General features: G+C 37.8%; 19 protein-coding genes and 1 riboswitch. Of the genes, 6 read left to right on the top strand and 13 right to left on the bottom strand.

The features are described from left to right. Positions 1–85: 85 nt before the first annotated feature. The gene (locus tag ACP6L2_RS01530; protein ID WP_440507549.1) at positions 86–859 is read right to left on the bottom strand and encodes an XRE family transcriptional regulator; all 774 of its coding nucleotides are present in this window, start codon (positions 857–859) and stop codon (positions 86–88) included. A gap of 105 nt (positions 860–964) precedes the next feature. Here ACP6L2_RS01530 and ACP6L2_RS01525 point away from each other — a divergent pair, with 105 nt between their 5' ends. Beyond that, entirely contained in the window at positions 965–1,288 is a 324-nt protein-coding gene (locus tag ACP6L2_RS01525) for a hypothetical protein (protein ID WP_440507548.1), read from the top strand. A gap of 52 nt (positions 1,289–1,340) precedes the next feature. Here the strand turns inward: ACP6L2_RS01525 and ACP6L2_RS01520 are convergent, their stop codons facing one another. Then, positions 1,341–4,466, bottom strand: a complete 3,126-nt coding sequence (locus ACP6L2_RS01520) for a DPP IV N-terminal domain-containing protein (RefSeq protein ID WP_440507547.1) — start codon at positions 4,464–4,466, stop codon at positions 1,341–1,343. A 48-nt stretch (positions 4,467–4,514) separates the two neighbouring features. Then, positions 4,515–6,836, bottom strand: coding sequence for a penicillin-binding protein 1A (locus tag ACP6L2_RS01515; protein ID WP_440507546.1), 2,322 nt, complete (start codon positions 6,834–6,836; stop codon positions 4,515–4,517). 228 nt (positions 6,837–7,064) lie between these two features. On the opposite strand from ACP6L2_RS01515, the gene rpoN reads away from it, so the two are divergent. Then, a complete protein-coding gene (gene rpoN, locus ACP6L2_RS01510; protein WP_344674333.1) occupies positions 7,065–8,528 on the top strand; it encodes an RNA polymerase factor sigma-54 in 1,464 nt (487 codons plus the stop codon). Between the two features lie 826 nt (positions 8,529–9,354). Here rpoN and ACP6L2_RS01505 read toward each other — a convergent pair. Next, positions 9,355–10,410 (bottom strand): threonine aldolase family protein, encoded by a 1,056-nt coding sequence (locus ACP6L2_RS01505; protein ID WP_440507545.1) that lies wholly within the window; start codon positions 10,408–10,410, stop codon positions 9,355–9,357. A gap of 116 nt (positions 10,411–10,526) precedes the next feature. After that, on the bottom strand, positions 10,527–11,204 hold the full coding sequence (locus ACP6L2_RS01500; protein ID WP_440507544.1) for a DUF937 domain-containing protein: 678 nt from the start codon (positions 11,202–11,204) through the stop codon (positions 10,527–10,529). A gap of 66 nt (positions 11,205–11,270) precedes the next feature. On the opposite strand from ACP6L2_RS01500, the gene ACP6L2_RS01495 reads away from it, so the two are divergent. Beyond that, positions 11,271–12,371: a DUF2891 domain-containing protein gene (locus tag ACP6L2_RS01495; RefSeq protein WP_440507543.1), complete on the top strand. Its 1,101-nt coding sequence runs from the start codon at positions 11,271–11,273 to the stop codon at positions 12,369–12,371. 109 nt (positions 12,372–12,480) lie between these two features. Here the strand turns inward: ACP6L2_RS01495 and ACP6L2_RS01490 are convergent, their stop codons facing one another. The 5 genes from ACP6L2_RS01490 to ACP6L2_RS01470 form a co-directional block, all read right to left on the bottom strand. Further along, positions 12,481–12,741: a 5-oxoprolinase gene (locus ACP6L2_RS01490; RefSeq protein WP_344674337.1), complete on the bottom strand. Its 261-nt coding sequence runs from the start codon at positions 12,739–12,741 to the stop codon at positions 12,481–12,483. A gap of 61 nt (positions 12,742–12,802) precedes the next feature. Then, positions 12,803–12,897: riboswitch (SAM-I-IV-variant riboswitch) on the bottom strand. Positions 12,898–13,117: 220 nt separating this feature from the next. Beyond that, a complete protein-coding gene (locus ACP6L2_RS01485; protein ID WP_440507542.1) occupies positions 13,118–13,582 on the bottom strand; it encodes a hypothetical protein in 465 nt (154 codons plus the stop codon). A 108-nt stretch (positions 13,583–13,690) separates the two neighbouring features. Further along, entirely contained in the window at positions 13,691–14,371 is a 681-nt protein-coding gene (locus ACP6L2_RS01480; RefSeq protein WP_440507541.1) for a hypothetical protein, read from the bottom strand. A gap of 169 nt (positions 14,372–14,540) precedes the next feature. After that, positions 14,541–16,283, bottom strand: coding sequence for a helix-turn-helix domain-containing protein (locus tag ACP6L2_RS01475; RefSeq protein WP_440507540.1), 1,743 nt, complete (start codon positions 16,281–16,283; stop codon positions 14,541–14,543). Between the two features lie 282 nt (positions 16,284–16,565). Further along, complete coding sequence (locus ACP6L2_RS01470; protein ID WP_440507539.1) at positions 16,566–19,169, bottom strand: phosphatidylglycerol lysyltransferase domain-containing protein; 2,604 nt, start codon at positions 19,167–19,169, stop codon at positions 16,566–16,568. A gap of 317 nt (positions 19,170–19,486) precedes the next feature. On the opposite strand from ACP6L2_RS01470, the gene ACP6L2_RS01465 reads away from it, so the two are divergent. Together ACP6L2_RS01465 and ACP6L2_RS01460 are read left to right on the top strand one after the other, a co-directional pair. Next, positions 19,487–20,866, top strand: coding sequence for a DUF3472 domain-containing protein (locus ACP6L2_RS01465; protein ID WP_440507538.1), 1,380 nt, complete (start codon positions 19,487–19,489; stop codon positions 20,864–20,866). Positions 20,867–21,031: 165 nt separating this feature from the next. After that, positions 21,032–21,418, top strand: a complete 387-nt coding sequence (locus tag ACP6L2_RS01460; RefSeq protein WP_440507537.1) for a (deoxy)nucleoside triphosphate pyrophosphohydrolase — start codon at positions 21,032–21,034, stop codon at positions 21,416–21,418. A 44-nt stretch (positions 21,419–21,462) separates the two neighbouring features. Here the strand turns inward: ACP6L2_RS01460 and ACP6L2_RS01455 are convergent, their stop codons facing one another. The 3 genes from ACP6L2_RS01455 to ACP6L2_RS01445 are packed head-to-tail and all read right to left on the bottom strand — an operon-like array spanning position 21,463 to position 25,025. Further along, on the bottom strand, positions 21,463–22,707 hold the full coding sequence (locus ACP6L2_RS01455) for a Glu/Leu/Phe/Val dehydrogenase dimerization domain-containing protein (RefSeq protein WP_440507536.1): 1,245 nt from the start codon (positions 22,705–22,707) through the stop codon (positions 21,463–21,465). A 12-nt stretch (positions 22,708–22,719) separates the two neighbouring features. Further along, positions 22,720–23,847: a 4-hydroxyphenylpyruvate dioxygenase gene (gene hppD / locus ACP6L2_RS01450; RefSeq protein ID WP_344674345.1), complete on the bottom strand. Its 1,128-nt coding sequence runs from the start codon at positions 23,845–23,847 to the stop codon at positions 22,720–22,722. A gap of 17 nt (positions 23,848–23,864) precedes the next feature. After that, entirely contained in the window at positions 23,865–25,025 is a 1,161-nt protein-coding gene (locus tag ACP6L2_RS01445; RefSeq protein ID WP_440507535.1) for a homogentisate 1,2-dioxygenase, read from the bottom strand. A 326-nt stretch (positions 25,026–25,351) separates the two neighbouring features. On the opposite strand from ACP6L2_RS01445, the gene ACP6L2_RS01440 reads away from it, so the two are divergent. Continuing rightward, positions 25,352–26,323 (top strand): fumarylacetoacetate hydrolase family protein, encoded by a 972-nt coding sequence (locus tag ACP6L2_RS01440; protein WP_440507534.1) that lies wholly within the window; start codon positions 25,352–25,354, stop codon positions 26,321–26,323. The last annotated feature ends 10 nt before the right edge of the window (positions 26,324–26,333 follow it).

The following is a 26,333-nucleotide window of genomic DNA, read 5'->3' as shown; positions in this document are numbered from 1 at the left end:
AAGTCGTTAATCTCCATCAAATATTATTCAACCACATCAGTCATTATTCATTTAAAAAAAGCCGAGTACAAACTCGGCTCTATCCTTAATTTTTATCTACTACAGAATTAATCGTTTTCTGCATTTGTGCCATCATAGCGGACAAACCTTCTAAGGTAGGCTCAGGACTAGGCTCAGGCAATTCCATACTGATAAATGCCTTTGCTTTCCAAATTTCTAATATATCTGCCGCATCAACCCAATAAGGCTCATAAGTCTTATTATCAGAAACCAATTTCAAACCCTTATCCTCTTTAAATTTTTGTCCAATTCTTTTATACACCACCCCATCATTAGCCGAAACGACTACATAGGTGCTTCCAGACTTGACATCATGCCAATTCTCCACGTACTCTGCTATAATAATAGAACCAGATGGCAATGGCAACATCGAGTCACCTTTAATCTCAAAAGCTCGATAGCTACCTTGTTTCATAAATGGCAATGAAAACCTTGGCAATTCTTTTACAAACTCCGGATCGCCATATCCATTTAAATAACCTGCACTAGCCTTCACCGGAACCAACTCAATGTTTTCCCTATCTTCTGAATCTACCGTCACACTAAGTACACGTAAATTTGAAGCATTACTCTTCGCAACAGGCTTCCATTTCTCATCAATCACATCATTCGCCAATTCATCCATTGTCAATTCATAATACTCCGCTATCTTTTTTAGCAATTCGTATTTAGGCTCCGCACGATCTTCTTCGTACGCGCCTACTGAAGCTCTTTTAATCTCCATTAAATCAGCAAACTGTTGCTGTGTTAATCCTTTTTTCTTACGTAAGAACTTCAGGTTAGATGAAATATTTGACATAAATAATTTTCAATTAATTTTTGGATTACTAATATTATTAGTATTATTGTGCCAATAAAATTAGCAAAACATATTTAAATAACCAAATAATTTAGCTAAAACAACATGAATAACTACTATATATACATCAGCACAGACGCCAATAGAAGGTTTTTACAACCGGGAATGAGTAACGATATCAGCCAAATCTTTCAACAGATTAATAATCCTGATGCAAGCAGCTTCATGAGCCAAGCCGTTCTTAACCGTATAGTTTATCTAGAGCAATTTAGTTCTGAAGAAGAAGCTATGCGTAAATATCAAGAACTTCAGCAATTTGGCCGTATTGTACGCGAGCGATTAATCCGTAAGCAAAACCCAAATTGGTTGAGTTTGGCTCTTCCGATGAATCATTTTTCTACAAACAAAAAAGCCGTTGTTTATGCATAAGCAACAAACAACGGCCTTAACAACCTTACTAGCTCTCTAGTAGCAATTTAGACTACCATCCCGGTGCAAAGTTTAATCCGAATGTACCAAACTTAGAACGCGTCGGATTATTCAACTGAATAGCATAATAAGGTTCTAATATCATTGCCCCAAACAGGTTAATACGTAACGATACCCCAGCACTGAAAACTGGCATAGTCAAGTTATCAGGATATACAGAATATGGTTGTCCACCTGGGGCTGTTATTTCCACTTTATCGGCTTCTGTTTTTTGCCAAGTTATTTTCGACCCATTTCGCCAAGCTAAACCAGCATCCACAAATAGGTTCAAATCCGAGAACAAGAAACCAGAAGGCAACACAGCTAATTTCTCTGGTCCAGTGAATGGCAAACGAACTTCAAAGTTACCCACTACCATCTTAGAACCCGAGAGGTCATTGAAACCAATCTTTGAGTTCGGACCGAAGGAATTACTTTCAAAACCACGAACCAAATACGGATAACCAATATAGATGTTGTATAAACGGTCTGCATCATTACCCAAGCGCATATAAGAATATAAACGAGCAGCAATGGTAAATGGTTTCATGCGGTGGTACTTACGTAAATCCACATTCACTGCAGAAAATTGAAATGTCCCAAAATATTGTTCAACACCTAAGCGGTATCTAAAACCTTGCAATGGTGCAGCAACCCCAAACACAGCCTTATCCCCTACAAAACCAGCATTTACTTGCATCAAGTTAAATGGATCTAGATTTCCTACACCCAAAGCACGAGCAGCAGTATCATTCGGCACTCGCTCACGTGTACCATAGTAATTATAATAACTCTGCGTAAAGCGGTCTACACGGTAAGAGTTATACGATGCGGCTCCCCCCATTTCAAAACGGTGATGCCTACTGAATGGATAAGCAACAAAGGCATCTATTTGCGATTGGAATGAACGAACCAAATATTGATCGATAACCGGCTCTGTTCCATTTCCTAAATCACGCATCGCATAGTCATAGAAACCAAAACGATAAGGTATATGAGAAAGTGAACCACCCCAGTTCCAACGGCTACGTTGGTTGATATAGGCAATCTGCCCTCCAAAATCGTAAATCTCACCATTGATATTCGCAGCAGCAAAAATCTGATTATATCCTAAGATATCCGAGAACATCCCTTGAATACCTGATGCGATTCCCGCACCATAACGTGAACCCACTGACATACCCACACCAGAATTCGCCAAGTAATCTAACTTGAACTTCGGTTTGTATGGAATATTCTTAATTTGCGAATCAGAAATACGTCCATAAGCATTAAAATTCTGCAAATTGGTATTTACAACATTTACACCATAGCTTTTCACCGGCGGCAACATCGCAGCCTCAAAATTCACAGCTCCCGGATCTACAGGTACTGGTTCAAATTCAGAACTCTTTGCCTTATAAACTGTATAAGCATTATCCTTGAAATAAGAATAAACAATATCATCATTGGCAGAGATACTCATTGCTGGTGAATACTCGGTAATACCTGAAATACCTGTAAAGAAATCCGTCATTCGATCCAATGCACCCGTTTCTATATTATAGCGGAACATATTACGGAAACCATCGCTGTTCGACAGGAAGTAAATCTCCTTACTATTGGATGAGAAATGCGGATTTAAGTTATTTGCCCCTGGGAATATCGGCAGATTCTTAATTTCCTTAGTTTGAAGATCAATAGTTGCCAAACTCATTGGAATATCGACCGTTCTAGAACCAGACTCCAAGGATACTCGATCTGTGGAGAACACGATGTATTTTCCATCCCTAGAAAAACTTGGCTGGAAGTCAGAGTATTTATCATTGGTCAATTGAACCAATTCCTTTGTACTCAAATTATACGTATAGATATCAGAAAAACCATTCTTTAATCCCGAGAAAGCGACCAGATCACCTTGTGGAGCCCAGGTTATATTGGTAAACTCGGTGGTTTCACCCATCGCTTGCAAAGCAACAGTTTTCCCGGATTCTACATCCAGAATCATCAGCTTATTCTTCCCTTCACTAAACACACTGAAGGCAAATTTCTTGCTATCTGGCGAGAAGGTCCCTGCTGATTCTATAAAACTAAATTCATCGATATCATTGTTCGTCGTTCGACTACCCAGCTTTCGCAAGACCTTCCCTGTATTGGCATCAGCCAAAAACAAATCAATGCCAAACAGGTCTAATTCCGAAAGGAAAGCGACATATTTACCATCAGGTGAAATAGCTGGCGCTACGTTCATCCGTCCTGCATTCTTTTTTGATAATAGCAACTGGCCAATAGGTCTAGAAGTCGTATCCTTTCCCAACCCACGATAGGTATTCTCCATGCTGCTACGCCATAAAGTCGACATGGTCTGCGCATCATAACCAAATACCCGACGAATCGCCCCCTCATACCCGTATTTTGCTGTTTCGATAAACAATGGCATAATAACCGTATCTCCATAAGTCGAACCTACATAGGACCAGAATGCTTGACCATAACGGTATGGAAAATATTTGTTCATATTTTCCGTCATCTGTCCTAAACTAGGAATATCGTTTCTTGCATAGGCATCGCGCATCCACATAGAGGTAAATGCATCTTTCTTACCAATCGAAAAATACTCGGCCATACCTTCAACCATCCATAACGGAATATTAGCCACACTTTCTAAGCGGGTTGAATCTCCACCTTCTATCAATACACGGTATTGAAAAGCATGGACCATCTCGTGTCCTAATACGTGACGAGTCTGCTGATTTATTTGCATAACCGGCATCACCACACGTTGCTTAAATGCTTCCGTTACACCACCAGTTCCTACTGAAATCTCACCAGAAATGGCTGTTGTTTGCTGAAACTCCGGGTGGTTATTATATAAAATGATGGGATTTTTACGCAAGAAAGTATCTTGAAATACCTGTTGGTGCAGCTCATACCATACTTCCGATTCCTTGGCAAGCCAATTCATCATGGAATCATTCTGCAAATAATAGTAAATATTGAAGTGAGGTGTATCAAATACTTTGAAATCCAACTTCTTATAGCGCATTTTATTCTGGCCAAAGTATTGTGCATTTCCTTGTTGTGGCATTAGTGCCATAAACATCAGCAATACGAGCTGAATTGACAATAATTTGGTAATAAAGGTAGCTTTCGATCTCATAATCAACAATTAATAGTTAAAAATAAGAATTCTCATTAGAATTCTTTATTAATTATTCTCAGGTTCTTCTTCTCGATTAATATCTGGCAAAGTTAGCCTTGGCAACTCTACTTCCTCTTCAACTGCTGTTGAATCTGAAGATGATGGGCTGCTCTCCACCCGAATTCTTGGTCCAGGACAATTGTATTTTTTGGTAATCTCCACAGTAGGCTCTGGGAATTTCCCAAGTGTTACGCCCAGCTCCGGATGCTTATACAATTCCTCCATAAATACCGCATAGATTGGTAATGCTGTTTTAGAACCTTCCCCAGTACCTGAACTATTAAAGTGTATACTTTGTTCATCACAACCGACCCATACGCCAGTAACCAAATCTTTAGTGACACCCATGTACCATCCATCAACATAATCCGAGGATGTACCGGTTTTTCCACCAATCTCGTTTTCCTTTTCAAACAGATCCCACTCCCATAATGCCTGCGATGTACCCCCAGACTCCTCAATCGTTCCACGCAACATATAGGTCATTAACCAAGCATCTTGCGGACTGATCACCTGTTCTTGTTCGGTTTTAAAAGTCGCTAAAACTCGACCATCTTTATCTTCTATTCTGGAAACCAATATAGGTTCTGTCTTCTTTCCTTGATTCATAAAAGTTCCATAGGCACGCACCATTTCAAACACAGTGACTTCATTAGAGCCTAATCCTACTGAAGGAACAGATTCTAACTTGCTATCGATACCACATTTTTTGGCCATAGCAACCACTTTGTCCCAACCTACCTCTTCCGTAATTTGAGCGGTCACACTATTCAATGAACGAGCCATCGCATGTCTTAGCGACAGGGAGCGGTGAGAAAAATTCCAATCTGCATTTTTAGGCTCCCAAATTTCATGCTCACCCTTATTATTCACAAACTCAATTTTCACCGGTTTATCTTCATAAGTATCACATGGTGCTTTACCTGCATCCAATGCTGCCGCATAAGCAAAAGGTTTAAATGTAGACCCTGGTTGACGCTTAGCTTGGTTTACGTGGTCAAATTTGTAATAATCGTGGTTTATCCCCCCTACCCAAACTTTAATCTCACCAGAGTATGGATCCATAGCCATAACACCAGTATTTAACATGGTCAAGTAATGCTTCAAGGAATCCATGGTCGAGTAATTCTCCTTTTCCATACCATCCCAAGTAAAAACCTCCATATCACGCTTTTTGTTTAGCTCTTCGAAAACTTTTGCCTCATCCTTATATTTCTCCATTAAACTGGTATAGATAGGCAGTTTTCGCGCATGATCCTCCAAGAAATTAGGGATAACATTACCCTCTTTATCTCTCCACGGCTCTTGACCACGCCACACATTATCCAAACGACGTTGCAATTCCTTCATCTTCTCATGCACAGACTCCTCTGCAATCTTCTGCATCCGCGAATCAATCGTTGTATATATTTTTAATCCACTGGTATAAATATCGATTTCATTATCAGTAGCCCATTTCTCTAACCATTTCTCTACTGCTGTACGCAAATAGGAATCATTGGAGTTACGTTGCTCTTGATTATTCAAGTTCAACCCTAAGGAATCTTTAGAAAGAGTGGTAACTTCCTTAGCACTCAGGAATCCTTCCTTTTGCATTTGGCCCAATACCGTATTGCGGCGAGTTAAGGCATTTTTAGGATTGCGAATAGGGTTATAAAGTGTAGTTCCTTTCAACATCCCTATCAATACAGCTGCCTCATTAACGCTCAATTCACTTGGTAATTTATCGAAATAACGAACTGAGGCCGATTTAATACCATAGGCATTATTGCTAAAAGACACTGTATTCAAATACATCGTCAAAATCTCTTCTTTGCTGTATTTACTTTCCAGTTTGAAAGCAGTCATCCATTCCTTGTATTTGGTCACCACAAGACCTACCCCTGGAATCTTACCCAATAAACCCTGGGCATCCTTATAACGTGTTCTGTATAAATTTTTAGCTAATTGTTGTGTAATGGTACTGGCACCACGATCACTACCACTAATGGTAGAGACCACCCCGCCGAATAAACCAATAAAATCAACCCCATGATGTTTGAAGAATCGAACATCTTCAGTAGCCACCAAGGCATTGATTACATTTTTAGAAATACTATCGTAAGGAACTGGGTCGCGATCTTGTTTATAATATCTTCCGATGAGCACGGAATCAGCTGTATAAAGTTCAGAAGATACATTTAGGCTAGGCAATAAAATTTCTTTCTTTGTTGGCGAAGAACCAAACAAGCCTAAAAAGTTAATTTGAACCGCACAGGTAAATAAAATAACGAAATATATAAGTATCAGCGTAATACGCAAAAATTTGTTTCTGACCCGTCTAAACATAGGGTAAATATGGAGAAAACTTTGGAATTTACTACTGCAATTATGGCAAAAAGTTTACAGTCCGTAAAAATTAACGTAATTTAACAAAACAAACTTTTTGCTTAATCCGCTATTGGGAATCAAGCAATAACGTCCACAAAAACTGTACCCAAATCTATAATAATCCGAAAATTAACTGTTGTATTAAATTTAAATCACTATTTTTACCATGACTTATTAATCGGGGACATGTTAAAACAAACCTTACAACAAAAATTACTTCAAAAGCTTTCACCTCAACAAATACAATTCATCAAATTGCTACAGGTACCTACTGTATCATTAGATGCGCGTATTAAAGAGGAATTGGAGGAAAATCCAGCTCTGGAAGACGGAAGTTTAGCCAACATGAATGATCCCGTGGAGGAATATCCTGACAAGGATCCAGAGGATGATTTTAATGCGGAAGATAATAACTACGAGGAAGAATTTAGTGTAGATGAATATATACAAGAAGATGATTACCGAGATTATGGCGGTGGTTATGATAGCGACGACGACGATAACCGTAAGGAAATCCCCGTGGCCATCCAATCTTCTTTTTTTGAAAACCTACAAAGCCAATTAGACTTATTGGCTTTATCTGATCGAGATTTTTTAATTGGTCAACAGATCATCGGCTCATTAGATGACGATGGTTACTTACGCAGACCAATCCCTTCATTAATAGACGATTTAGCCTTTTCACAAAACGTAATCGTTGAAGAGAAAGAAGTCGAAGATATGCTGAAAATCATTCAAGAATTTGACCCGCATGGAATTGGCGCAAGAAATCTTCAAGAGTGCTTAGCTATTCAACTTCGTAAAAAAGACCAGGACAATCCGATTGTTCGACAAGCGCAGATTGTGGTAAATGACTTTTTAGAAGAATTCACCAAAAAACATTACGACAAAATTGAACGTCAATTGGGAGTGAACTCGGAAGAATTAAAAGAGATCGTCAATGAGATTTTAAAGCTCAACCCAAAACCGGGCGATTCTGGTGCTGCAGCAGGAAAGCAACTGCATATCATTCCTGATTTTCACATCAGCAATAATGATGGTACGCTACACCTTACCTTGAACAGCAGAAATGCTCCCGAATTAAGAGTCTCTCGTTCCTATCAGGAAATGTTTGAGCATTACGAAAAAGCAGAGAAGAACGATAAGAAGATGAAAGAGGCTGTTCAATTTGTCAAGCAAAAATTAGATTCTGCCAAGTGGTTCATTGACGCCATTAAACAACGTCAACAGACCTTATTAAAAACCATGAATGCCATTATGGAATATCAATATGACTATTTCCTAACGGGCGATGATCGTATGCTGAAGCCCATGATCTTAAAGGATATTGCCGACAAGATCGAAATGGACATTTCTACGGTTTCCCGTGTAGCAAACTCCAAATATGTACAAACCGAATTTGGAACATACCTACTAAAATCCTTTTTCTCTGAGGCTATTCAAACCGAATCTGGTGAGGAAGTATCCAACAAAGAAGTGAAAAAGATCCTTGAGGAATGTATCGCTAATGAGGACAAACGCAAACCACTAGCTGATGAGAAACTAACGGACATCCTTAAAGAAAAAGGCTATTCCATTGCCCGTCGTACAGTAGCAAAATACAGAGAAGCCATGAATATTCCAGTTGCACGTCTGCGAAAAGAATTATAATCCGCAGGAAATTTAACACGTAAATAAGAAAGGATAGTCAATTCGGCTATCCTTTTTATTTTTTGCTGTAGATTTTCGAACATTCTACCTTGTTATAAGCTTGTATTTCCTTCGATATGGATTCGATACTCCAAAGGAATTTCTAGGGATCTGATATGGATCTCCTTCGGATCTCGTTCGGTCGGAACCGAACGAGATCCGAAGGAGATCCGAACAAGTTCCGAAGGAGATCCGAAGGAGTCTCGAATCCAACCCCTAGTAAACCCCTAGGAAAGACGATGAGACTACAGACAAAAGACAACAGATTTTGGTCAGATAGTGTAATCAAATGTTAGTAATATTTCTACTTATTTCCGTCTATTTTTCATGTAGGTTTCTGGAAATGCTACGAGAAGGGGTCTCCGCTACCTGATTCTGTTAAAGATTCAACTTTCACATGCTTGATAATATTTTAATCCCTATAAAGTGGCTTAATATTTTTCGTAAAAGCGATTCATTTTAGCCTTTTTGATCTCGACAAAACTTAATAATTTCTATTGGATTTGGCTTCTGAATTTCAAAATGAGTATCCTCATAATTTTTCACTAGAATTGTTAGAATTTCTAATTCATCGGACTCTTTAGAATCAATTTTTAAATCTGTTTGCATTAAGAAATAAATTCTTTCCAAATAACTTTCGTACTGTTTTTCAGATTTAATCAGTTTTAACCTAATCAATTTTTTTAGGTTTTATTTTATCATACTCCATTGGAGTTCTAAAGAAAAAGATTAGCGTTCCTTTAAATATAAAAATCAAAGTTTAAAAGGGATAACAATTTTTTTGGTTTTAGTTTTTACTAAGCTCATTTACAAACCCCTTTACCGCTTCATCTGTAGTTGCCCAAGAAGTAACAATCCGGCAGACTGCTTTGTTATCCTCCAATTTCTCCCAAACGAAAAAGTCAAAATGGGTCTGCAAGGCTTCAATGACAGGATTTGGCAAAATAGGAAAGAGCTGATTAGTTTCTGGCGGACAGGCAAATTCATAACCTTTTTGAATCAATGCATCAGCAATTCGCATGGCTAATTGATTGGCTCGTTTTGCTAATTGAAAAAATAAATCATCGGTAAATAAAGCTAAGAATTGTGCTCCTATTAATCTTCCCTTCGCTAGTAAAGCCCCCTTTTGCTTCAACGCATATGGAAAATCAATCGCTAGGTCGGGATGGTTAAAAACGATGGCCTCTCCTAGTAAACCGCCATTCTTGGTGGCACCAATATAAAACACGTCACAAAGCTTGCTCAGGTCTGCAAGGCTAAGGTCATTTTTATCCCCTGTCAAGCTGACACCTAAGCGTGCACCATCGATGAATAATTTTAAATTCTTCTCTTGACAGTAGGCATACAGCTCCTGCATTTCTTTCTTAGAATAAATACTTCCTATTTCTGTACTCTGAGAGATGTAAACCATGCCAGGTTTAACCATATGATGATCTTGATGCGTGTTTAAAATGCTTTCAACCGCAGCAACATTTAGTTTGCCAAGTGCATTAGGAACAACATTTACCTTATGTCCTGTATTTTCAATTGCTCCAGTTTCATGAACGGCAATATGACCTGTATCAGCAGCTATAACAGATTCATAGGGCTTTAACAGGTGACTAATGACTAAGAGATTTGCTTGTGTCCCTCCTGATACGAAATAGATGTCGGCAAGATCATTCTGCAGGTAGGATTTTATCTTTTGTTTAGCCAACTCACTTATATGATCTGCACCATAGCCTGGCTCCTGCTGCATATTGGTATCCATAAGCAATTGTAAAATCGCCGGATGAGCACCTTCACTATAATCGTTTCTGAAACTGATTTTTCTAGACATATCCAAAGTTATAAATTCATCCATAATCAAGAACTCAATACCTATTATTTTTACAAATTGTTCATGAAGTAAAGCATAAAGAAAGGGGTTGGAAATTTACATTTCCAACCCCTTTATCATATCTTATATTTTAAAATGATCTATTTCCCAAACATTCCCGCCAAGCTATCCAAAATATTGCCTTTAGCCTTGCTGTCATTTTTTTGATTAAAGAATTCCCCAACCAAATCCCCTAAACCACCTGAAACATTCGGTTGAGAAGACTGTGTATTTGAAGAACCTCCTCCTAGCACCGAACCAATAAGATCACCAATCCCACCAGAACCGCCAGACTGCGATGCTCCACCACCTAAAATACTTCCTAGTAAATCACCTATACCACCGGAACCACCTTGCTCGTCTTGACCTTGTTTTTTCTTTCCTAAATAACCCATTACCAATGGTGCTAATAAAGCTAAAATACCAGCAATCTTACCCATGCTGATACCCGATTTCTCTGAAAGTGATTGTTTTACATTTTCTGTATTCTTACCGAAGATGTGGTTTACGATTTTGTCCTCATCTTCTGTAGGTCCATTAGAAAAAAGACTTCCCAAGTTATCGAAAATGCTACCATTATGCTTGCTTGCTAAGGCTTGTTGAATACCATTAGCTTGCTCTGGGCTCTTTTGTGCATTGTAATTTAATGCAGACATCATCAAAGGAATTGCGGCAGAAACAACCCACTGCGTTTGATTTTTGTCAAGTCCCAGTTTTTCAGAAATCCCTTCTGTTGCTTGGGAGCCAATGCTGCCTGAAATTAGATCTGTAAAATTCATGTTTTGGTTTATTTTAATTATTAAATATTAAATTTACGAATCAAATATAGAGCCAAATACATTATTATGAAGAATATAGCCCTTAGCCTATTTTCATGTTGTACACTTTTGTTTACAGCATGTAATAGTACGGATAAAAAAACAGCGCCAAAACCAATAGAAGAAGTCAAATTAACAGCCGATATTGCCAAATCTATATTCGCCCTTCCAACCCACTGTTTAGAGGTAGAATATCCGAATAAACTGGGACAAGTGCTTGGCTCAGATGCCGATTTAAAGTCTCCAAAAGCCTTAAGACCTGTTTTTTATGGTTGCTTCGATTGGCACTCCTCCGTTCATGGCTATTGGTCCATTATAAAATTGATGAAACAATTCCCAGAATTGGATACGGATGGTAAAATCCGTGCTCTTTTGAACCAACATATTACGCCAGAAAACGTTGAAATTGAAAAAGCTTTTTTTGAGGATCCCAATAATTTGAGTTTCGAACGAACCTATGGTTGGGCTTGGCTATTTAAATTGCAGGAGGAGTTACACACTTGGGAGGATGCTGATGCTAAACGTTGGCAAACAGCATTGAAGCCATTAGTGGATTTATTGGTGAAAAGATATCAAGAATACCTGCCTAAACTCGTCTACCCTATTCGCGCAGGCCAACATGATAACTCTGCCTTTGGTTTATCACTTTCTTTGGATTATGCTAGAACAATGAAAGATCAATCATTCATCAAAAGCATAGAAGATAATTCTAAAAGGTTGTTTGCAAAAGATAACCTATGCAACTTAGCTTATGAACCTTCAGGTTATGACTTTCTATCACCATGTTTAGAAGAGGCATTTTTAATGAGTAAAGTATTGGAACCAGGACGCTACGATGCTTGGTTGAAAGCATTTTTACCGAGTCTATATGAGTCTGGATTTCATTTAGAACCAGCAATCGTTAAAGACCGTACCGATGGCAAATTGGTACATCTGGATGGATTAAACTACAGTCGTGCAGCTTGTTTATATGGAATTGCTAAAGCTGTTCCTTCATTAAATCATTTAAAAGATTTGGCGAATGAGCATCTGGCATTTTCTATCAATAATATTAGTTCCCAAGATGATTACATGGGTACACATTGGCTTGGAACATTTGCCCTATATGCACTATCAGAAAAACATTAAAAATTCGATTTAACATTTTAATGGAAAGAACCCATTAAGGTTCTTCAAAAACGGTATTTCTAAAAATAGCGGCAGTTAGATATAATCCTACTGCCGCAGATAGAACATTTTAATCCAACGGTACAAGTTTATTTGCTTCGAGGCGAACAGCAATACGTTGAATCTGAGTAAAACCATCTAGGCTATGAATAATAGCCGAGAGATCAATGCCTCGATTGGAGAGAGTCGATAACAAGGCATTCCGGAAAGCAGTCTTGCTACTCCCCCAGTTGGAACGCACAAGCTCATTGTTTAAAATGACCAATTCTTGTGTAGAGTAATGATGAAATTGCTCTACTAAATGTTGTTGAAAATCTTTTGTGTGTGACATACAATTCTTGTTTATTTAATTAAACCATCATTGCATCCAGAAAAGAAGGGTATTGTTCCTATTATATTCGTTTATTTTGGCAGGAAACCCGTATTAATTTACCACCGCGGTGCCGACACTCGGTTGGTATTGCTTGCGCAATTCTGAATACTCTACAAACTTAGTAGATTATTTTTGAATTGACAAATAGAAAAACAATCTTTTTTTGATTTATGCTTGAAAGGAGAATATAAAAAGTGGATTTTATAAAGTAAAAAGGTGTATCAACAGGCAGCTATGAAGCCTAAAAATCAAGCAATTAAACTTAGCTCCTACTGTATATCTGTTAAAAAAACGATTACAGAACATTAATAAATAAAATAATAAAAATGGCTATTTACCAAAACTCGGCGATGGGTAATTTATAAAATGTGGTATCTTTTGTTGATTGCCAAGGTGCCAAACCAAAAGACCAAGTCTTTTCTTCTTTATCTAATAAGCGTGCGAAAGATTGATCACCCCAGCTATATTCTACTTTATAAGTTTGACCAGTATCTTGAAGCTCACCGAACATCCTGGGAGTTGAGGTACCTGAAACGCCATTGGTATACATAATCACCTTATCAAACTGCAGACTCGTACCCTCTGGTATTTTTTTAATCAGTTTCACCTCCGGATTTTGCAATTTTATTCGGTCATGATACCACTGAAAAGAAGGATTAAGGCTATCTAGAAGTACCAGAGGATATTTAGAATCTACTGGTTCCTTCTCTTGAAAAAGCCATACTGTTCTTTGAAGATTTAACTTATCCCCTATATAAGTAGCAAAGGGTTGCATCTCACTAATATTCCGCGTTTTCATTTTGATCGTGCTATACAGTAAGAATCCAAATAGCAGCAAGCTAACTGTTATCACCAAGATCAAGATTCGAATAGCTTTCTTTCTTTTTTGCGCCATTAGTTCAGTCAGTTATTTTTTTTCCGTGAAGTACATTTCCGTTAATTTGTCAGAAGATATCAAATTTAATTGAAATGATTCTTGTGAACTAATATTGGCATCTATTGTCTGCTCTTCATAATCCGTAGAATTCAATTCCTGACTTGGTTTATGATGGGAACTCATATTTCTATTCATTGCGACCTTTAGCTGGCCTTGGTTATTTTCAATCACCTTAAACCATCCAAAACCTACCTTTGAAGCAACTCGCTCACCAGGCTTCATCGTTTCAAATCTTCCAAAGTACATATCTCCTGCTTTTGGAGTTTCTTGAATTGGTGTTACCTGATCGGCATATGAAGGTTTAGGACGTAATGAATCATACGTTAAATAAGCAAAGAAACCGATAAAAAAGAGCGTCATGATATATCCGACAATGGTCAGTTTAAATCGATAGGGTGCTGCAGGAACTTCATGCTCCTTTTGTTTGACCAAGGCATGCATTTCTCCAGTCCATTTCCGCTTTGGAATGGTTTTATTGGTTGTTAAATCCCAATATAATGGAGCAGCATTTTTATTATATATTCTGAAGAACGCGGTCCAAGCATAGTTTCGGTAGAAGCCTAAAACCATATCAGCATGAGGGTTTATAGGATTTTCCAATTGATCTACTGAAAAGACCTTTTCTTCAATTCTTTTGGTGTAAAAAAACATAAGCAGTTTTGTTATATTTCAAATAAGTTGATGGCAAATAACAACCCTAATTATCGATAGGGACTTAGCAATCATGCTTATCAAAAATAGTGGCTGTCCATGTCTCAACCTAATTTTTCCCTTGTCCTATTATATAAATTGAGCAACATAAAAAGGTTTATTTCTACACTTATCGTGTGTCTTCTTTAAGAAAATCCAAGAATTGAGATGGCGTGACACCTGTACTTTTCTTAAAGGCTTTACTAAATATACTATGGGACGAAAAACCACTTACTTCCGCTAAATAGCTTATTTTATATTGTTCAAATTTAGGCTCATTCTTTATTTTCTCAATGATAAAACGAATGCGCAATCCGTTGATATAATCATTGAAATTCATTTCCTTATAGGTGTTTATGATTTTAGACAAGGTGATTGTGTTGGTACCCAAGTAACTTGCCAGGTAGGATAAACTCATTTTACTATCGGTGTACAAGTCGCTGGATTCAAACTCTTCCAATTTATCCAAAATCTTAACGGTCTTATCATCTGGCTGAGCAGGCGTATCAGAATTCGTCTCAGCATTAGCTTTGTTTATCCTACGCTCTTCTTGTTTGGCTTTCTCTGCCTTATCAGACTCTTCCAGATTGTGCATAAATTCACGAATCTTCTCTTTATTGCGTTTATTCTCTCGAATTTGATAAACTGTGAATAAAACCAATATGATAATAAGAATTGCTAGCCCTATTAGACTATAGCGCAGAACATAATTGGATTTGGTTTTTGCAATGAGGTCATTTTCCAATTGACTAACCTCCATATTATTCAAGATACTGTTGATAAAGTTTGATCGTTTGGTATCTTTTAGGGCTTCATCTTGTTCCAAAAACTTCTGCGAATATTGCATGGCCTTGTCAGAAAGCCCCAATTCCTTACTTGCCAAATAGGCATAACGCATTGCCTCAACTTCATAATCAATATAATCAGCAATAGGAATGGCATGGTTCATTGCCGACTCAGAAAAGGCTAAAGACTGCTTATAATCCCCCAATTGATAATAAGCAATGGATGCCATGACACGAGCCACATATTGGAAATCCCCAAAATTCTCAGAATCCCCTAGCTTATTGACCTCTTGAAAATAAGGAATAGCCATTTTGAAATCTTTCTTAAAGAAATAAAATTCACCCTTTGTAAGTTTCTGCTGTACAGCAGTTGTGGTTATTTTGTTATGAAATCGTTCTTTGAGAATTTTATCGCTGTATTTTAGTTCTTCTTCTGCCTTGCTGAAATCTTCGTTCATTAAATAGGCTTTCGTCAAATAAACTGAAACCGTCGCTTTAGACATTTCCAGGTAGTCCATATCTTCAGCTACTACTTTCCCCTGTTCACCTAAATCAATCAACTCCCTTTTTATCCCCTCCAATTCTTTGGAATAACGCTCAAATTGACCATTTAAATAATAGAAATAAACATATTCAGCCTTTGCAAGTGACCTTTGTATACCTTCAGGGAACTCAGCAACGAAAGGGTGAGCAGACTCAAATGATTCTTTACTTGCCGGATAGTTCTTTTGACGATAATAAACTTCCCCAATGCTCAATTTGGAAACGAACTGATAAAATGGATCCTTTAAAATCTTTGCCACACTATCTAAGCGTTCGAAATATTGTCTGGAACGATCCATAATCCCCTCATTGATCAAGATGTTTCCATGCATGTACAATACATTCGCTAATTCTTCTGTTGAAAGATCCTTTTTCTCCAAGTAATTGAGGTACACGGAATCCTTTGTAACCTCTGCTTTACCCATGAGCTCTAGAATGGAATACTTAGCCAAACTATCTTGTGTGGATTGCAAATTAATTAAATTCGCACTTGCCGAAAGATTGGTAAAGAGGAGAATGGTAAGTAGTCTTAGCAAATAGTTCATAGGTTGAGTTCAATTTATTCAAGCCTCTCCTTTTTCAATAAAAAATACAATATCTGAAATTCCTATAGTCAAAAAGAGAGCATAGTCAGCAATTAATTGGCTGTAACGAAAGTTTAAGAGCGAATATAATGCCACTACTGAAACAAAATCATGCATTTATCCAAATATCTTTCTTTTAGAAGAAGTTTAGCCTACTACAAAATAGAAAATATTGCTTTAAAAACTAAAGAAACGACAAAAAAAGCATTAAAACTGTTTAATAAATTAATATAAACTATTACTTTAAGAACGTCCATTAAAGGGTTTCATAATCTTTCTTATGACAATCGGTAATTGAAAAAGATCAATATCGTGATCAAAGACCAGGTATCGGTTTTCCCAACGTTTTGTAAACTTCTCTTTATATTCTCGTTGGGATTTAAAGACTTTAAAGTTTGGCATTTTTTGGGATATAAATTTCATGATTTTCTCCGCCGGATTATCAGCTGTGTCCAATCCGGATAATGCAACCATACCTATATTGAGGTATCGATAGCCCTTCTCCTTGGCATAGGCTATTAGTTTAATAATTAATCCATCCATAGCCGCGCCTGGAGCATCAGCAGTCTTTCGGATTAAATCATAAGTACATTCTTCATAAGCAAAATCAGGGATGATATTTAGGAATGCCTTAGCCGATCCTTCAGCATCACGAAGAATAATAAGGTCATGATGCCTTATATCTTCACGATTGAACCAACCTTGAGAGAACCCCATTTCCTTTTTCTCAAAAACATGCAACCATTCATTGGATACAGCCTCTAGTTCCATGAGGATTTCATCTGGTTGAGGGGATAGACTTATGAAAGCTTCATAGCCATTTTTCTGCAAGTTATTCAAACCATTACGCAAAGATTTCTTTTCCTTTCCTTCCAGTGTAAACTCCCTTAAATCTACAATAGCCTCTTGCCCAATTAATAATTTCTTCTTCTTATTGGCTTGGAAATACATCAAACTATCTTCTTCTACACGATAATATATAGCTGCCCAACCTCTTTTTTTACAGAAACGTTCAAACTCCAAAATTAGATCTTCCTTATCGCGTAATGAACATACGGGCTCTTCCAATACAACGGCATAATGATTGGCGACTCGGTAGGCTGTAAATCCATCTGCCACCTCAGAGAAAAACAATTCCTTGTCGATCGCATATTTAAAATAATCCAAGGATGAACGTCCATGGTTTTTGACATGTAATTTGGCCAAACTTTGCTCATCCTGATCTTGAATGGAGACACTGTATTTTTTAGGCACTAAAAGCGCATAGAAAAAGATTAACCAACATAAGAAGCCTAATATTTGACAAATACGGAGGAATTCCTTCGCAAAGGTCGTCTTAGGTTCTAAGTCGGTATCTGCAAAGAATAGAAAGCAATTTATGGACTGCATCAGGGATTGTTTCAAATTGAACTCCATTCCAAAATGTCGGTAATCAATAAAATAAAAGCCGACAGCAGAGAAGATACAAACGGCAATAAACATGGTTATAAATGTTCCGAAACCAATTCGGAGCCACTTGATACTAGACTTTACACGGTATTCCTTTTGGCTTGTAAGTAAAAGAACTAGAATGATGAGAGCAAGCACTGCCTCTTCATAATCAAAGGCTTTCAATAAATGGCCGATAATGGAAAGAAAACAGAAGGTAATGGCAGCCCAATAAGCTGACCTGAAGCCCTTTATCAGATAGGCCGAAACCAATATTAAAGCAACCCCTAAGACGATAATAAGCATCTTGGAGGAATACATCGTCTGGGAATTTATATAGAATTTCTCCCACTTCATACGTTCCGCAAATGGTGGGGTGAGCACGGAACAAAGATTGACCATTCCCAGAAAAAAAATCAATAAGGCAGGACCAAGTCTTGTCACCAACTGCTTTCCTCGCCATGCAAAGGCTAATAATCCTAAAAACAAGGGAAGCCAGAACTCAAAAATCCGATAAAGCAAGGTAATTCCAAGGCCTGCAACGTTGGTATAACCATATTGTTGGAAAATATACAACATAGAGAATTCAACAGCTCCTAACCCCCTTAAAAAGGGCGAGACGATCATTAAAATCACGGAAACAGTATACGAAACTACCGCAGCCTCAAAAGAATGATGTATATCCAAGGCATACATAGCAATGTAAACATGTATGATCCCACACAATTCAATCATTAAGGAATAGAAAATAGTGTAGTATAAGGACCCCTTCCTCACATTGGCAGAACAGATATTCTCAAGGTTATTGGCAAAAGCAGGAAAATAACGCTCAGCAAGCCTATATAACCAAGATCGTTTTCTGAAACTATAAAATAGAAAATAGATTAATCCCAAAAAACCGCCTAATATGAGCAGGGATGCCCAAGCACTTCCTAAAGTTTGATTGTGGATGAAAGAATAGAATAAAACTGGTATAGCGACCAAAAACACCGTTAGCAGACCTATAAATCCATATAATGCCCCTGCTTGATGGATTTGCATCTTGTTTAGATTCCTTCTTCTCAATTGAGTACTGGTATAAGCCAAAGAACTGATTCCCCCTGCAGGCAAAAAAACCGAAAGGAAATTTCGCTTCAGAAATAGCTCAACTGCAATTCCGAGATTAATATCCAATGACAATGCTTTGAAGCTTGCTTTATACATCATTCCCTGAAAATAGACATATAGGAAGGTGACCAATAAACCCGCCAAAAGCCAAAATGGATTTGCACGGTTCAACATAGGGCCAATTTCCATAAGCTCTTTGCGTTGCTCCCGGAAAAAGATAAAAGCAAGTAAAATGATTAAAACAGCTAAAATTTCCTTCCAATAAGATTTTGGAGAAAACTTTCGAATGTGATGAAGAAGTTTTTTCACCATAGAAAATGCGTAAAAAATAAGGTTAGTTATTAAACAGGGTTAAATTTAAAGAATGCATATTTTTAATTAGTTAAATTAATGTTATCATTAAGATAATTGATGGAAAATCACCATCTATTAGTAGAATTCTTCCTATCTAAAAATGATTTGACTTCCAGTGTTAGGCTATTAAAAATTAAAATATTCAACAAACTGATTAATTGAATTTTACATAATGCCCTAAAAGTTGTTTCTTAAAAATTAAACAAACGATTGAGTAGCTTTCAGATTTTAAAATAAGATCAGTCTTGTTTATAATTGAGTATCAATTTTTAATTATGATGAGAAAATCCATTTTACAAATCACACAAATCCTCTGTATATTACTCGTATTGGGTATATCCAGTTGTTCAAAGACAGCTACAGGTACAGAGGTAACTCCGACTCCAAAGCCTGAACCAAAACCGCCGGCTCAGGATCAAACAGGACATCAGGGTTCACAATTCAACATTCCTTTGGCCGGGAATGCCTTTGTTACCAGTCCTAGCTCCGGCTTTACAGAAACTATTGCAGATCCAGCAGGACTAAAAAATTGGACAAGTAGTAATACCGTTATAAGCACGTATGTCAAGTTTCCTAAAGCTGGCAAAATACGTATCTCCGTGTTAGCTAAGGCAGTAGCAGAAGGTGAAAATAACAGCGTGGAGCTCCGTATCGGAGATCAAAAGAAATCGTTCAATATTAATTCAGCAACACAGAAAGAGTACATGATTGGAGATTTCAATGTAACTGCAGGTTATGTTAAAATTGACCTTCAAGGTATACGTGCAAGCAATTTATATTATGGAGAGCTGAGCGATATGGTCATTTCTGGTGAAGCTACTTTAGGAGGACTTACCTTTGCAAACAAAACTGATTTCTATTATTGGGCTAGACGTGGTCCTTCTTGCCATTTGAGTTATACTGTTCCAACATCCGAAAATGTATCCTATTATTATTCGGAAATCAATGTCCCAGTCGGTCAAGACCCTGTAGGTTCCTATTTTATGGCCAATGGCTTTGGAGAAGGCTATTTTGGTTTTCAGGTAAATTCTACTTCTGAACGTCGAATTTTGTTTTCTGTATGGAGTCCGTTCAATACGGATAATCCGAATAACATTCCGGAAGATCAAAAAATCAAATTAAATCGTAAGGGACCTGATGTTTTCACAGGAGAATTCGGAAATGAAGGATCTGGTGGTCAGAGTTACTTAAAGTATACGTGGAAAGCAGGAACAACCTATCGTTTTTTGTTGAAAGGAGAACCTGATGGTACTGGTAAAACAGATTATACCGCCTGGTTTTATAAAACAGAAACTAGTGAATGGGTATTAATTGCTAGTTTCAAGCGTCCAGCGACCTCTACTTACCTTAAAGGTTTCCACGGTTTCTTAGAGAATTTCAGTCCTAACATGGGACATTTCGGTCGTACGGCTAATTACATGAATCAATGGGTTCGGACTACTGCCGGAACTTGGATGAAAGTTAGTGAAGCAAAATTTACGGTTGATAATACCTATAACCAAAAACAACGAATAGATGCTTTTGGCGGATCCAATGCCACTGGTTTCTTTTTAAAGAATGGTGGTTTCTTTAATGATTATGTGGCTCCAAATACAAAATTCACTTTTAACAATAGTCAATCTGCACCTAGTATCGATTTGACTAAACTCCCTTAAAAGAAATCATAAAATAAGGCTTGCAACCACTGCAAGCCTTATTTATTAGAAAAATAACGAAGCTAATATCAAATAATTTAAAGATTCATCTACAAATTACTGGAAGATTAAAAACTTTCCATAAGTACTAATAAAAGCTCTTTGCTTTTCAGTATATTTACCAATATGATACATGTAGCGTGTGCTTTAATTGAAAAGGACCATCAGGTTCTAATTTGCCAACGTTCTGCCAACATGAAACTACCTTTGAAATGGGAATTCCCAGGAGGTAAACGAGAAGAGGGCGAATCGTTGGAAGAATGTCTTTTGCGTGAAGTAAAGGAAGAAATAAATCTTGACATTGAAATCATTGAACCACTAAGTAAAGTGGAATACCATTATCCGGATTTTTCATTGACGCTCTATCCCTATTTATGTAAAGAAATTGGAGGCAAGTTAAAAGCATTGGAACATGATCAAGTTATTTGGGTTGATCAAACCGAACTTTTCCGGTATGATTGGGCGAATGCCGATCTGCCGGTTATTGAAGAATATATAAGAACAAGGAGGTAATTGCTTACCTCCTTGTTTTTTTCACTGGTTTTAAGACCTTATATTTAAATCAATTCCCTTAGGGCAATCTCATAAGCTCGAGAAGACAAATTCGTCTTTGTATCCCCTGCATGAACTTTTATTTGATTAATAGCCTGACCAATCACATCGGAAACATCCGTAAAGATAGACTCATCACTAATTTCAACATTAGGTTGCATTAGAAAAGCAAAGACCCTCGCCATTCCACAATTAGCAATAAAATCTGGAATTACTGCCACATGATTATCCGCATATTCCATCACAGGGCCATAAAAGATTTCACGATCAGCAAAAGGTACATTTGCTCCTGAGGCAATCACTTCTAAGCCATGCTCCACCATCTCAGAGATTTGTTCTTTGGATACTAATCTAGAGGCTGCAGCAGGAATGAAAATTTCTGCTCCACATGACCATACTTGCTGATTGATATCCTCAAAAGGAATAAGATAATCTGCTTTTAATGCATTTCCCTCACGTTCCAAGAACAACTTGGTAATCTCTTCTTCTGTAAATCCTTCTTGATTCAACAATCCACCCACGCGGTCAATTATTCCAACAACTTTAACCCCAAGCTTACTGAGATAAAAGGCCGCTGATGCAGCTACATTACCCCATCCTTGGATGATAGCGCGCTTACCACCGATATTGCCATCAAATAATTGATAGTAATGTTTTACAGATTCAGAAACTCCATAACCCGTAATCATATCGGCAATCTTGTATTTTCTTTTCAGATCAGGGCTGAAATGAGGATCTTCCAATACTTTGGATACACCATAACGTAGTTGACCGATCTGGTGAATACGTCCATGCTCACGAACATCGAAGTGACCATTTAAGACTCCTTCTTGTGGATGCCAAAGACCGTATTGTTCAGTGATTGGAATCACATCATGGATTTCATCAATATTTAAATCTCCACCTGTACCATAATAGTTTTTCAACAATGGTGTAACCACTTTAAACCATCTTTCTAGAACCCCTTGTTTTCTAGGGTCGGAAGGGTCAAAGTTAATTCCAGATTTAGCACCGCCAATGGCAGGACCTGAAACCGTAAATTTTACTTCCATGGTCTTAGCCAAGGACATTACTTCATTTCGATCGAGTCCTTTACGCATACGCGTACCACCACCTGCAGCACCTCCTCTTAAAGAATTGATGACTACCCAACCTTCAGCGTCGGTTTCGGTATCTTTCCATTCAAATACAATCTCAGGTTGTTTATCCTCAAAGGTCTTCAATAAGGCCTTCATATTACTTTGGTTCATGCTTCTTGATACTTATAAATTACCTCTACGTTCTTGTTCTCTTTCAATGGCTTCAAAGAGTGCTTTAAAATTACCAGCACCAAAACTCTGTGCTCCTTTCCGCTGAATAATCTCAAAGAATAGCGTAGGACGATCTTGAACAGGCTTGGTAAAAATCTGCAATAAATAACCTTCCTCATCTCTGTCTACCAAAATACCAAGCTCTTGGATGGTTTTGATCTCTTCATCGATTTCACCTACTCTTTCTGGCAACATATCGTAATACGCCTCAGGAGGGGCTCCTAGAAATTCTACACCACGAGCTTTTAATGCACGTACAGTTTTAACAATATCCTTGGTACATAAAGCGGCATGCTGTACACCCTCTCCTTCATAGAATTCCAAGTATTCTTCAATTTGCGATTTCTTCTTTCCTTCAGCAGGCTCGTTGATAGGGAATTTCACATAACCATTACCATTACTCATCACCTTACTCATTAAAGCCGAGTATTCGGTATTGATTTGCTTATCATCAAAGGATAGGATATTCACAAACCCCATCACGTTTTGATACCATTCCACTGTTTCATTCATACGGTCCCAACCAACATTACCCACACAATGGTCAACATATAATAAACCTGTTTCCTCAGGATTATAGTCACTTTCCCATTTCGAATATCCTGGCATAAAGGTTCCATTGTAGTTCTTGCGTTCTACAAAAAGGTGTACTGTTTCGCCGTAGGTGTAAATTCCTGCTGTACGAAGTTCACCAAAATCATCATTCATGATTTTTAATTCCTGATAGGATTTTGCTCCACGCTTGATGGTCTCTTGATAGGATTTCTCGGCATCATCTACCCATAATGCTAATATCTTTACACCATCGCCATGTTTCTTCACATGTTCTGCAATCGGGTGGTCAGATTTTAAAGCACTGGTAAGGACGATTCTAATTTTATCTTGTTTCAGCACATAACTAGCGCGATCACGGACACCAGTCTCCGGACCTGCATAGGCTTCAGATTGAAACCCAAATGCTGTTTTATAATAATGTGCTGCTTGTTTAGCATTTCCTACATAAAACTCGATGTAGTCTGTGCCATTGATCGGAAGAAAATCTTGCGCTTTAGCAATCTTTTCTGCAAATGTCTGTGTCATATTTAATTTTAATTGGGTTACGCGTTAATCCATGAAATATAATAATCTGGGTCTTCCAGTTCTAAAGCTTGCTCTGTAAGCATCAAAGGTCTAAAAGGATCGATCATGACAGCTAATTCTTCTGTCTTTGTCTGTCCAATACTTTTTTCTACTGTACCTGGATGCGGGCCATGTGGAATACCTCCTGGATGTAAAGTTATTTGACCTCGTTCTACCGACTTACGGCTCATAAAATCGCCATCTACATAGTACAAGACCTCATCGGAATCCACATTACTGTGGTTATATGGCGCAGGGATTGAATCTGGATGGTAATCATATAAACGAGGGCAGAAACTACATAGCACAAAAGAATTGGTTTCAAATGTTTGGTGTACTGGAGGTGGTTGATGTAATTTACCTGTGATAGGCATAAAATCATGAATGGAAAATGCCCAAGGATAATGATATCCGTCCCAACCAATAAAATCAAATGGGTGGGTGGCATATAAGTAAGGATAGATTAATCCTTGTTTTTTGATCTTAATTTCATACTCACCTTTCTCATCATAAGTCTTCAAATTAGAAGGTCTTTTGATATCTCGCTCACAGAAAGGTGCATGCTCCATTAATTGACCAAACTCATTTCGATAGCGTTTTGGCGTTTTAATAGGCTCGAATGACTCTACGATAAACAATCGGTTATCGGAGCTATCAAATTCCAATTGATAAATTACCCCACGTGGGATTACTAAATAATCACCATACTTAAATGGGATTTCGCCATAACCGGTTAACAGTTTACCCGATCCTTCATGGATAAAGATCACTTCATCTGCTTGGCTGTTTTTATAAAAGTAATCCTTCATGGACTCCATAGGAGCCGCTAATGAAATGTGTAGATCCTGGTTTACAAGCACAGGAACTCGGCTTTCCAAGTAATCAGCTTTAGGTTTTACTTGAAAACCTTTCAAGCTGGTATGTTTGAGATGTTTCTCACGAGCGATTTTTGGGGAAACATCATAAGGATCGCGGATAGCTTTAACTAATGTAGGCGGGTAGCAATGGTATACCAAAGAATACACGCTGGAGAAGCCGTGTGTAGAGACCAGCTCCTCTGCATAAAGCTCACCATCCGGTTTCCGGAATACGGTGTGTCTTTTTTCAGGGATTTCTCCCAAATGATGATAGATTGGCATAATTCGAAAATTTATAGTAAATGGATAGCAGACTAACCAACAGGATTAATCTATGAATACAAGAAACTAAAGGAGGAATTAGTATTGTGCGAAGACAACTTCGGCCAATAATGCCTTTACAAAAGGCATCAAACCCATGGATAGGTTTCTATGTTTATTTCCAAAGTTGTTCATAATTGGGTATCAACTAAATCAAATATAAGTTTTATAATCTTATATTTACAGCGATGTTGAAAATATATCTGATCAGATGAAATATATTTTCCGAATTATAGACTTACACAGGTAGTAGAAGCGTAAATTTATTTGTCGCTGCAAAAACTTTTATGAGAATTGTAACCTATTTAGAGCACGATATCGAAAGGATTGGTCTTTTCCTAGATGGATTAGTCTATCCTTGCCACTTGATATCCAAAGAATTACCCAAAGATTTATTAAGCATATTGCAACAAGGAGATGCCGGTCTAGCACAACTCCAAAGTCTTAACCAAAAGATAATATCAGACAGCAATCTCCAGAATTTAGGTATTCCAATTGATCAACTTCAAGTCCATGCCCCATTACCTAATCCCCCATCTTTTAGGGATGCTTATGCTTTCAGGCAACATGTTGAAACCTCAAGAGCTAATCGTGGTTTAGAGATGATTCCTGAGTTCGATCAGTTTCCAGTATTCTATTTTTCAAACCATCAAGCTATTCAAGGAGGTGGTGAAGTAAAATGTATGCCAAGGCATTTTGAACACTTGGACTTCGAATTAGAAGTCGCCATCATCATCCATAAAAAGGGCCGAAATATCAAAGCAGCCGAGGCTGATAGCTATATTGCAGGGTTGATGATATTAAATGATATCAGCGCCAGAACCTTGCAAATGGAAGAAATGAAACTGAATCTAGGTCCTGCAAAAGGAAAAGATTTTGCAAGTGCCTTTGGTCCGTATTTAGTGACTATGGACGAATTAGCATCTTACAAAACATCGCCTAAGGAAGGACATATTGGCGCGGTATACGACTTAAAAATGAGCTGCACTGTCAATGGTATCCAAGTATCTTCTGGATCATTGGCAGACATGCATTGGACTTTTGCTGAAATCATAGAACGAGTATCCTATGGTGTGACGCTATACCCTGGCGACATCATTGGTTCAGGAACAGTGGGCACAGGTTGTTTTCTAGAACTTAACGGAACAGGAAAACGAAAAGATCCAAACTACCAAGAACAGTGGTTGCAAAAAGGTGACGTAGTAGAAATGGAAGTTACCGGATTAGGTAAACTTTCCAATACTTTTATCGAGGAATAGAAATCCAATT

Source organism: Sphingobacterium lactis (assembly GCF_051951495.1).
Lineage (GTDB): Bacteria > Bacteroidota > Bacteroidia > Sphingobacteriales > Sphingobacteriaceae > Sphingobacterium > Sphingobacterium lactis_A.
Note: the sequence above shows the minus strand (reverse complement) of the source record. Positions and strands in the feature narration are given on the sequence as shown.

Coding starts and splice junctions, on each gene's coding strand:
- ACP6L2_RS01465 (WP_440507538.1), top strand. CDS start 19,487: ATGATGAGAAAATCCATTTTACAAATCACACAAATCCTCTGTATATTA.
- ACP6L2_RS01500 (WP_440507544.1), bottom strand. CDS start 11,204: ATGAATTTTACAGATCTAATTTCAGGCAGCATTGGCTCCCAAGCAACA.
- ACP6L2_RS01505 (WP_440507545.1), bottom strand. CDS start 10,410: ATGGATGAATTTATAACTTTGGATATGTCTAGAAAAATCAGTTTCAGA.
- ACP6L2_RS01470 (WP_440507539.1), bottom strand. CDS start 19,169: ATGGTGAAAAAACTTCTTCATCACATTCGAAAGTTTTCTCCAAAATCT.
- hppD (WP_344674345.1), bottom strand. CDS start 23,847: ATGACACAGACATTTGCAGAAAAGATTGCTAAAGCGCAAGATTTTCTT.
- ACP6L2_RS01485 (WP_440507542.1), bottom strand. CDS start 13,582: ATGAAAACGCGGAATATTAGTGAGATGCAACCCTTTGCTACTTATATA.
- ACP6L2_RS01475 (WP_440507540.1), bottom strand. CDS start 16,283: ATGAACTATTTGCTAAGACTACTTACCATTCTCCTCTTTACCAATCTT.
- ACP6L2_RS01530 (WP_440507549.1), bottom strand. CDS start 859: ATGTCAAATATTTCATCTAACCTGAAGTTCTTACGTAAGAAAAAAGGA.
- ACP6L2_RS01440 (WP_440507534.1), top strand. CDS start 25,352: ATGAGAATTGTAACCTATTTAGAGCACGATATCGAAAGGATTGGTCTT.
- ACP6L2_RS01480 (WP_440507541.1), bottom strand. CDS start 14,371: ATGTTTTTTTACACCAAAAGAATTGAAGAAAAGGTCTTTTCAGTAGAT.
- ACP6L2_RS01525 (WP_440507548.1), top strand. CDS start 965: ATGAATAACTACTATATATACATCAGCACAGACGCCAATAGAAGGTTT.
- ACP6L2_RS01460 (WP_440507537.1), top strand. CDS start 21,032: ATGATACATGTAGCGTGTGCTTTAATTGAAAAGGACCATCAGGTTCTA.
- rpoN (WP_344674333.1), top strand. CDS start 7,065: ATGTTAAAACAAACCTTACAACAAAAATTACTTCAAAAGCTTTCACCT.
- ACP6L2_RS01520 (WP_440507547.1), bottom strand. CDS start 4,466: ATGAGATCGAAAGCTACCTTTATTACCAAATTATTGTCAATTCAGCTC.
- ACP6L2_RS01490 (WP_344674337.1), bottom strand. CDS start 12,741: ATGTCACACACAAAAGATTTTCAACAACATTTAGTAGAGCAATTTCAT.
- ACP6L2_RS01515 (WP_440507546.1), bottom strand. CDS start 6,836: ATGTTTAGACGGGTCAGAAACAAATTTTTGCGTATTACGCTGATACTT.
- ACP6L2_RS01445 (WP_440507535.1), bottom strand. CDS start 25,025: ATGCCAATCTATCATCATTTGGGAGAAATCCCTGAAAAAAGACACACC.
- ACP6L2_RS01455 (WP_440507536.1), bottom strand. CDS start 22,707: ATGAACCAAAGTAATATGAAGGCCTTATTGAAGACCTTTGAGGATAAA.
- ACP6L2_RS01495 (WP_440507543.1), top strand. CDS start 11,271: ATGAAGAATATAGCCCTTAGCCTATTTTCATGTTGTACACTTTTGTTT.